A 516-nucleotide genomic window follows, 5' to 3' on the forward strand; every position below is an offset into this window, starting at 1 on the left:
GTCTTGAGGAACAAGTTCATCGATGCAAACAAACTCAAGGGCGGACTGGGTTGGGGGGCGTTCTCTTAGCATGAGCCTATTATAAAAAATCCTCGTCATTTGACGAGGACTTTATCAACAGCCTGAACCGCCATAACAGGCGGTTTTTTCATGCTTTTTCTAGCCACTAACCACTAGCAAGCGGCGAAGCTGCATCTAGCAACTGCTTTTAATGCGCCAAAATCTGACTCAGGAACAACTGGGTCCGCTCATGCTGCGGGTTGTTAAAGAACTCATGGGGCTCATTCTCTTCAATAATCTGCCCGCCATCCATAAAGATAACCCGGTCCGCCACGGTCTTGGCAAAGCCCATCTCGTGGGTGACGCAGAGCATGGTCATCCCTTCGTTGGCCAGTTCGATCATGACATCGAGCACCTCTTTGATCATCTCGGGGTCGAGGGCCGAGGTCGGCTCATCGAACAGCATCACATCCGGGTTCATACACAGGGAGCGGGCAATCGCTACCCGCTGCTGCT

Annotated in this window: 1 protein-coding gene; it reads right to left on the reverse strand. The window is 51.9% G+C overall.

All coding sequences use genetic code 11. The features are described from left to right. Positions 1-208 precede the first annotated feature (208 nt). On the reverse strand, positions 209-516 hold a 308-nt coding region (locus JW499_RS21600), incomplete at its 5' end, for an amino acid ABC transporter ATP-binding protein (RefSeq protein ID WP_205212513.1).

The sequence above is a fragment of the Amphritea pacifica genome, from assembly GCF_016924145.1.
In the GTDB taxonomy this organism is placed as follows: domain Bacteria; phylum Pseudomonadota; class Gammaproteobacteria; order Pseudomonadales; family Balneatricaceae; genus Amphritea; species Amphritea pacifica.